Below are 8,237 nucleotides of genomic sequence, written 5' to 3'. Positions count from 1 at the left end.
GAGCGGGGCGGGTTCGGCGGGGCGCCGAAGTTCCCGCCGTCGATGGCGTTGGAGTTCCTGCTGCGGCACCACGCGCGGACGGCGGATCCCGAGGCGCTCGCGATGGCCGGGCACACCCTGGAGGCGATGGCGCGGGGCGGGATGTACGACCAGCTGGGCGGCGGGTTCGCCCGCTACTCGGTGGACGCGGACTGGGTCGTCCCCCATTTCGAGAAGATGCTGTACGACAACGCGTTGCTGGCGCGGGTCTACGCGCACTGGTGGCGGCTGACGGGCACGCCGTTCGCGCGGCGGGTGGCGCTGGAGACGTGCGACTGGATGCTGCGCGATCTGCGGACGGCCGAGGGCGGGCTCGCCTCGGCGCTGGACGCCGACAGTGAGGGCGTGGAGGGCAAGTACTACGTCTGGACGCCCGCGCAGCTGCGGGAGGTGCTCGGCGAGGAGGAGGGCGCCTACGCCGAGGGGCTCTTCGAGGTGACGGGGACGTTCGAGCAGGGGGCGTCCGTTCTGCAGCTTCTGAGTGACCCCGGGGATCCTGAGCGGTACGAGCGTGTTCGTACGGCGTTGTTGTCGGCGCGCGCGCACAGGGTGCCGCCTGCGCGGGATGACAAGGTCGTGGCCGCTTGGAACGGGCTGGCGGTCGCGGCGCTGGCCGAGTGCGGTGCCCTGTTCGACCGTCCGGACCTGGTGAGCGCGGCTGAGGAGGTGGCCCGGCTGCTCGTCGAGGTGCATGTGCAGGACGGCCGCCTGGCGCGGACGTCGCGGGACGGTTCGGCGGGGGCGAACGCCGGTGTCCTGGAGGACTACGCCGATGTGGCGGAAGGGCTGCTCGCCCTCCACTCCGTGACGGGTGAGGCCGGGCACGTGCGGCTCGCGGGTGAGCTTCTGAACACCGTCCTAGAGCGGTTCGGTGACGGGTCCGGCGGGTTCTACGACACCGCCGACGACGCCGAGCGGCTCTTCCGGCGCCCGCAGGATCCGACGGACAACGCCACGCCGTCCGGTCAGTTCGCGGCGGCGGGCGCGCTGCTGTCGTTCGCCGCTCTGACGGGCTCGGACTGGCACCGGGAGTCCGCGGAGGCGGCTCTGGCGCCGGCCGGGGCGCTCGCGGAGAAGCACGCGCGGTTCGCGGGCTGGGGGCTGGCGGTGGCGGAGGCGCGCTCCGCGGGGCCGCTGGAAGTCGCGGTCATCGGCCACCGGGACGACGAGCGCACGCGGGTCCTGCACCAGACGGCGCTGATGGCGGTGGCGCCGGGGACGGTGGTGAGCGTCGGCGAGCCCGACGCGGGCGGTGTCCCCCTGCTGGAGGGGCGCGGGCTCGTGGACGGGGTCCCCGCGGCCTATGTCTGCCAGGGGTTCGTCTGCCGGCTCCCGGTGACGGCGCCGGCGGATCTCGTCCGGGAACTTCGTGCCCCGTTCGAGTAGTTGTCTCTTTTGTGGCAACGTGACCTTGATCTCGTTGCGGCTTAATGTTACTACTGAGTAGCTGAGACGGTACTGACCGGATGAGGCGGAACTGGCGAGGGTCCCCGGCCGTGAGCTGGGTATCTGGACGATGGTCGCCTTTCTAGGTCATAGTCGTTAGTCGTGGAGCCGGGCAGCCCGAGCTACGAGGAGAGTCGCAGTGCGCAAGCCGAACCGCCGGGCCCTACCGACGATCATCGGCGTCTCGGTGCTGACCACCCTCGCCGCCAACGTCGCGGTGCTGGTGGCGCACGGCCAGGGTGACCAGGGCGAATCCGCGTGGGAGGACAAGCGCGCCCAGTTCGTGGCCGCGTCCATGAACTCCCGTCTGTCGCCGGGCGCGGTGGCGCCCCTGGGCAAGCGGCTCACCCCGCACGTCCTGGTCGCGGCGCCCGCCACGCTTCCGGCCGAGGTGGTGGAGAAGGTCCGCGGCGCCAAGGGCGTCCACGGCGTCGAGGTCGTCGACGCCGTGCAGGGCATGGTCGGGGGCAAGCGAGCCGGCCTGCTGGGCGTCGACCCGTCCACGTTCCGCAACTACACGCCGAAGCCGACCGCCAAGTCCGACGCGCTCTGGCGCAACGTCGCGGCGGGCGACGTCGCGATCTCCTTCACCATGGGCAGCGACGGCGGCGTCAAGCTCGGCAGCCAGGTCCCGGTGGGCGGCAAGCAGTACCAGACGCAGCTGCGGGTCGGCGCGTACGCCACGATGGGCATCAGCGACGTGGACGCGGTCATCTCCCACGCGACGGCGCAGGCGATGGGCATGCCCACCGGCAACGCGATGCTGATCAGCGTGCCCAAGGCCAAGCCCGCCGCGTTCATCAAGAAGCTCCGCAAGATGCTGCCCAAGCAGGCCAAGGCCGTCGAGGTCAATCCCGCGATCGACTACCCGAAGGCCGACTCGGGGAACGTCCCCACCTCCCGTGGGCAGGTCATGACGGCGGGCCAGGTGCAGACCGTGATCCGCGCCGCCTACACGCGGCTCGGCTGGCCTTATGTGTGGGGCGGCGAGTCCGAGGCGGAGCACGGCTACGACTGCTCCGGCCTGATGCAGTACGCGTTCGCCCGCGCCGGGATCAGGCTCCCGCGCGTGGCCGCCGACCAGGCTCGTGCGGGCTGGATCATCCCCTACGGCAAGGCCGAGCCGGGCGACATGCTGATCTGGGCCAACGACCCGACCGCGCCCGGGTACATCTCCCACATCGCGCTCTACCTCGGCAACGGCAAGATGATCGCCGCGCCCAGGACGGGCACGGTCGTGCAGGTCCAGAACGTCTACACGCGGAACATGCGGGGCGCCGTGCGGGTCAGCCCGCAGGCGGCCGCCCGCATCGCCGGCTGACCGGACGCGCTACAGCGGGCAGCCGCGGCCCAGGAACTCCAGGTTGTGGTCGACCATGTCCGGGAGGTCCTCGGCGGGGGTCCCGTCCAGCCACTGGTACATCGCCGCCTGCATCACGCCCAGCACGGCCCAGGTGAACGCCTCCACCTCCGGGTCGGTGACCGGGCGTCCGGCCCGCTCGGCGGTCATCTCCTTCAGGATGGCGTGGGTGCCCTCCCGCAGCGACTCGAACGTGCGGGCCCGCAGCGCCGGGACGGACGAGGTGAGCCGCAGCCGGATGGTGATCTTCTCCAGGTCCTCCTCGTACATCTGCGGGAGGATCGCGCGGCACGTGGCGCGCAGCGCCTCCAGCGGGGACAGGTGCGCGGGCTGGGCGCGGAACAGCTCCGCCATGATCGGGTCGTACTCGTCGGTGACGACGACGTCCTCTTTGGTGGGGAAGTAGCGGAAGAACGTGCTGGGCGAGATCTCCGCCGCCGCCGCGATCTGCTCCACCGTGGTCTCGTCGTAGCCCTGCTTGGCGAAGAGCCGGAGGGCGTGGTCCTGGATGGCCCTCCGGGTCTTCAGCTTCTTGCGCTCCCTTAGCGGCAGCCGGGCGATCCTGTCCTCAAGGCGGTCGATCGGGTGTTCAGGAAGCGGCGTGCTCATGGTCCGATTCTCGGTCATCGGAGGCGGCCGCCGCATCCTCACGGGCCCCCCGGGGCTGGAACGCCAGCAGAAGCAGGCCCACGGCCAGCGCGCCGACCGCGCAGGCGCCGAGTACCGCGTCCATGCCGTGGACGTAGGCGTCCCGCGCCGAGGTGAGCAGCGCGGGGTCGGGCAGGCGCTCCGCGACCGCCGCCGCCCCGCCCACCGAGTCGCGGGCCGCGTCGGCGGCGTCGCGGGGCAGACCGTCCGTCGTCAGGCGGTCGCGGTAGGTCGCCGAGAGCAGGCTGCCGAGGCCCGCGACGCCGAGGGTGCCGCCGGTCTGGCGGAGGGTCTGCACCAGGCCGGAGCCCCGTCCGGCCTGGTCGGCGGGCAGGGACGCGAGCAGCGCGTCCATCGCCGGGATGAGGGTCAGCCCGGTGCCGAGGCCGAGCACGACCAGCCACATGCAGACGGTGGTGTAGGTGTCGCCGACGGCGGTGAACGCGCCCCAGCCGAGCCCCGCCGCCATCATCAGCAGGCCCACCACCATGATCGGCTTGTGCCCGGCGCGGGGCGCCACCCGGTCGGTGACGATCCCGCCGGCCATGAGGCCGAGCAGCATCGGGATCAGCCGCACCCCGGTGCCGAGCACGCCGCTGCCCTGGACGGCCTGGAGATACTGCGGCAGGACGAAGAGGACCCCGGCCATCACCAGGCTCGCGGCGATCCCGGCGAGCATCGGCCACACGAACACCGGGTCGCGGAACAGCCCGACGTCCATCATGGGCTCCTCGCACCGCCGTTCCCAGAGCACGAACCCGGTCAGCAGGACCGCCGCGGCGATGAGGGACGCCAGCACGACCGGGCCGTCCCAGCCCCGGACGGGCGCCTCGATGACGCCGTAGACGAGCGCGACGAGGCCGCCCATCGACAGCAGCGAGCCCGGCACGTCCACGCGCGGGGCGGACGGGTCTTTCGTCTCGGGCAGCAGCAGGGCCACCGCGATCCCGCCCACCACGACCACCGGCACGTTGACCAGGAAGATCGAGCCCCACCAGAAGTGCTCCAGCAGCCAGCCGCCGACGAGCGGCCCGAGCGGGAGCCCGAGCGCCATCGACGCCGACCAGACGGCCACGGCCCGCGTCCGCTCCGCCGGCGGGAAGATCGCCGGGAGCATCGACATGGACAGCGGGGTGACGATCGCCGCGCCCAGCCCCATGAACAGCCGGGCGGCGATGACGCCGCCCGGGCCTTCGGCGAACGCCCCGCCGAGCGAGGCCGCGCCGAAGATCCCGAGACCGGCCAGCAGCAGCCACTTGCGGCCGAAGCGGTCGCCGAGCAGCCCCGCCGGCAGCAGCAGCGCCGCGAAGACCAGCAGGTAGGAGTCGACGATCCACTGCAGGGCGCTCGTGCTCGCGTCCAGTTCCTCCGAGAGCGTCGTCAGCGCCACGTTGAGGATCGTCATGTCGAACCCCAGCGCCAGCATGCTCAGCGCCAGCGCGCCCAGCCCCAGCCAGCGCCGGGCATAGGTCACCTCCATGACGGCCACCTCCAGTTGATAGAAACAATTAAATGGAAGTAACTCTCAAAAGGTTGTGGATGTCAATCGATGGGGAGGGTGGCGCACCTCGCCTAGGGGTTGTAATTTTGATTACATGACAACGAGTGAAACGGCGGAGCAGCTCAGAGGCTGGTTCACCGGGCGGCTCCCCGAGGGCTGGTTCGAGGGCCCGCTGGAGGTCGTCCTCGACCGCGAGGAGGTCAGCGTCGTCGGCCGCCTCCCCGAACCCCCGGCCGCGGCGGACGCGCCCCATGCCGAGCGGGCCGCCGTGCTCGCCGGAACCATCCAGCGCTTCCGCGAGGGCACCCGCGACCAGCGCATCGCCATCGCCCGCGAGGCCGAGCACCGGTTCGGCCACAAGGTCTCCTGGGGCGCCGACTGCGGCGACCAGCGGGAGATGTTCACCACCCTGTCGGTGCCCGTCATGACCCGGCTGCGCCAGCCCGAGCGCCGCGTCCTCGACACCCTCGTCGACGCCGGCGTCGCCCGCAGCCGCAGCGACGCGCTCGCCTGGTGCGTGCGGCTCGTCGGCAAGAACACCGACGAATGGCTCTCCGAGCTGCGCACCGCCCTGGAGTACGTCGAACGGGCCCGCGCCGCCGGCCCCCAGTCCGTCTAGGACCGCCTCGCGGTTTCATTACGCGATCTCAAGGTGCGCTGGGTGTGATCATGGTGCTGACCTCGCCTAATGTGCCTTGAAAGTGGATGTGGACAGGGCGGGGAGGTGCGGTGTATGCGGGGATTGCGCTGTCTGGACGGGTCCGATCTCGCCGTCGTGCCGGTGGCCTCGCGCGACCGGGGCGGCAACCCGTTCGAGGTCACGCTGGAGCTGCGGCGCGACGGCGACTCGTTCGGCGCCGTCGGGGAGCGGTGCGGCTACTTCCTGGCCGATCTCGCCGGACGCGTGGCCGCGGCCCGGGCCGACGGCTCGCCGCAGGCCGCCCGCTGGCCCGACCCGGACGACCGCTTCCCCGACCCGCCCGGCGGCGCCGCGTCCCGCGAACCCGAGCTGTTCGCCTTCCGGTACCGTGACCGCGGCGACGTCGCCAGCACCGGCGAACTGCGGTGCACGCTGCGCACGTCCTCGATGTGGGTCGGCCGCCAGCAGTCCGCGGCCGGACGATGGCGGGTGGCGCGCCGGGCGGTCGTCGAGGCGTGGGGCGCGGGCGGACGCGGCGTCCGCGCGGTGCTCACCTCCGCCGACCTGGCCCGCTTCCTCGCGGACGTGCTCGCCGAGGCCGAACGGGCCGGAGCAGGCCATCGAGGACGCCGGGGCCGGTACGCGCGTTAGCCTGACATCACCGGAACGGTGGGAGAAGTGTCGCCGTCGGGCCATAATTGAGCGTCTTTCGCATCGGTGAGTGTCGCTCGAAGGGATGCCCAGATGGGGGTTCGGCGCAGCGGGATGTCGCGCGGCGGCGCGCGCAGGGAAGGGGTGCGCCGCAACCCCTTCGAAGGGGACGCGCTGACCGCCGCGATCCGCCGCAGCGGCCCGTACGCCGCCGTCCGCGACGCCGTCTACCGGATGTACGAGCGGCGCGTCGAGGCGTCCCTGCCCACCGACATCACCCCCCGCCACGTCGGGGTCATCCTGGACGGCAACCGGCGCTGGGCCAGGTCGATGGGGCTGACGGACGTCAACACCGGGCACCAGCGCGGCGCCGACAAGATCTCCGAGCTGCTCCAGTGGAGCACCGAGGCCGGGGTCGAGCACGTCACGCTCTGGCTGCTGTCCACCGACAACCTCAACCGCCCCGCCGCCGAGCTCGACCCGCTGCTGGCGATCATCGAGAACACCGTCGGCCAGCTCGCCGCCGACGGCTGGCACGTCAAGCCGGTCGGCGCCCTCGACCTGCTGCCCGATAAGACCGCGCGCGTCCTGAAGGACGCGGGTGAGGCGACATCCGACGCTCCCGGGCTGATTGTGAACGTCGCCGTTGGGTATGGAGGTAGGCGTGAGATCGCTGATGCGGTGCGCTCTCTGCTCATCGAGCAGGCGAGTCGGGGCACCAGCATCGAGGAACTCGCCGAGGTCCTCGACGTGGAGCACATCGCGGAGCATCTCTACACGCGCGGCCAGCCGGATCCGGACCTGGTCATCCGCACCTCGGGGGAGCAGCGTCTCTCCGGCTTCATGCTCTGGCAGAGCGCCCACTCGGAGTTCTACTTCTGCGAGGTCCACTGGCCGGACTTCCGCAAGGTCGACTTTCTCCGGGCCATGCGCTCCTATGCCGCGCGGCATCGGCGCTACGGCACCTGACGGTCAGCATCTGATCGCCGCCCCAGGCCGCCCCCTGCCCAGGGGCACCGGCCGTACAGGGACGTACCGCTCCCGGGGGGACGGCCCCGCCGACCCCCCGGAGCTGTGTGTTCGGGTCTGTCGCGCCACCGGTAGTGGCGTCCGCCTTCACGGGCGGACGAGTATCGCACCCCTAGTCAGGGAGACCGAGTGGCCACAACCTCTCCGCGCCGTCCCGAGTCCGGGATCCCCTCCGGAACCTCCGTTCCGGACCGGCGCACGTACGTCCTCGACACCAGCGTCCTGCTCGCCGACCCGGGGGCGATGACCCGGTTCGCCGAGCACGAGGTCGTACTCCCCATCGTCGTCATCTCCGAGCTGGAGGCCAAGCGCCATCACCCGGAGCTCGGCTACTTCGCCCGGCAGGCCCTGCGCACGCTCGACGACCTGCGCGTCGAGCACGGGCGGCTGGACGAGGCGCTCCCGCTCGGCGAGCAGGGCGGAACGCTCCGCGTCGAGCTGAACCACGCCGACCCGAGCGTCCTGCCGGACGGGTTCCGTCTCGGCGACAACGACACCCGGATCCTGTCCGTCGCGGGCTGGCTGGCCAGCGAGGGCAGCGACGTGGTGCTGGTCTCCAAGGACCTGCCCATGCGGGTCAAGGCGTCGGCGGTCGGGCTGACCGCCGAGGAGTACCGCGCCGAGCTGGCCGTGGTCGAGTCCGGCTGGACCGGCATGCGCGAGCTGGAGATCGGCGGCGGGCTGGTCGAGGAGCTGTACGAGTCCGGGAGCGCGGACATCGAGGACGCGCGGGAGCTGCCGTGCCACACGGGCCTGCGGCTGCTGTCGGAGCGCGGGTCCGCGCTCGGCCGCACCCAGCCCGACAAGTCCGTCCGGCTGGTGCGCGGCGACCGGGAGGTGTTCGGGCTGCGCGGCCGGTCCGCCGAGCAGCGGGTCGCGCTGGACCTGCTGATGGACGAGGACGTCGGCATCGTCTCGCTCGG

8 protein-coding genes are annotated in these 8,237 nt (G+C 72.0%); 6 read left to right on the top strand and 2 right to left on the bottom strand.

Features of this window, described 5'->3' with window-relative positions:
- Positions 1 to 1,425, top strand: a 1,425-nt coding sequence (locus tag E1298_RS40325) for a thioredoxin domain-containing protein (protein WP_131902654.1), incomplete at its 5' end; no start/stop codon positions are given.
- Between the two features lie 199 nt (positions 1,426 to 1,624).
- Positions 1,625 to 2,806, top strand: a complete 1,182-nt coding sequence (locus tag E1298_RS40320; protein WP_131902653.1) for a C40 family peptidase — start codon at positions 1,625 to 1,627, stop codon at positions 2,804 to 2,806.
- A gap of 9 nt (positions 2,807 to 2,815) precedes the next feature.
- Here the strand turns inward: E1298_RS40320 and E1298_RS40315 are convergent, their stop codons facing one another.
- Together E1298_RS40315 and E1298_RS40310 are read right to left on the bottom strand one after the other, a co-directional pair.
- Positions 2,816 to 3,454 carry an acyl-CoA-like ligand-binding transcription factor gene (locus E1298_RS40315; protein WP_131902652.1) on the bottom strand — a complete coding sequence of 213 codons (639 nt, stop codon included), beginning with the start codon at positions 3,452 to 3,454 and terminating at the stop codon, positions 2,816 to 2,818.
- Positions 3,435 to 4,973: an MFS transporter gene (locus E1298_RS40310; protein ID WP_243726125.1), complete on the bottom strand. Its 1,539-nt coding sequence runs from the start codon at positions 4,971 to 4,973 to the stop codon at positions 3,435 to 3,437. Before E1298_RS40310 ends, E1298_RS40315 begins: the two co-directional genes overlap by 20 nt.
- Before the next feature lie 115 nt (positions 4,974 to 5,088).
- Here E1298_RS40310 and E1298_RS40305 point away from each other — a divergent pair, with 115 nt between their 5' ends.
- From E1298_RS40305 to E1298_RS40290, 4 genes are all read left to right on the top strand, one after another.
- Positions 5,089 to 5,613: a hypothetical protein gene (locus tag E1298_RS40305; RefSeq protein ID WP_131902651.1), complete on the top strand. Its 525-nt coding sequence runs from the start codon at positions 5,089 to 5,091 to the stop codon at positions 5,611 to 5,613.
- Between the two features lie 114 nt (positions 5,614 to 5,727).
- Positions 5,728 to 6,285, top strand: a complete 558-nt coding sequence (locus E1298_RS40300; RefSeq protein ID WP_131902650.1) for a hypothetical protein — start codon at positions 5,728 to 5,730, stop codon at positions 6,283 to 6,285.
- Positions 6,286 to 6,378: 93 nt separating this feature from the next.
- Positions 6,379 to 7,254 carry an isoprenyl transferase gene (locus tag E1298_RS40295; protein ID WP_279499557.1) on the top strand — a complete coding sequence of 292 codons (876 nt, stop codon included), beginning with the start codon at positions 6,379 to 6,381 and terminating at the stop codon, positions 7,252 to 7,254.
- A gap of 189 nt (positions 7,255 to 7,443) precedes the next feature.
- Positions 7,444 to 8,237, top strand: a 794-nt coding sequence (locus E1298_RS40290; RefSeq protein WP_131902649.1) for a PIN domain-containing protein, incomplete at its 3' end; no start/stop codon positions are given.

The sequence above is a fragment of the Actinomadura rubrisoli genome, assembly GCF_004349215.1.
Classification (GTDB): Bacteria; Actinomycetota; Actinomycetes; order Streptosporangiales; family Streptosporangiaceae; genus Spirillospora; species Spirillospora rubrisoli.
Note: the sequence above shows the minus strand (reverse complement) of the source record. Positions and strands in the feature narration are given on the sequence as shown.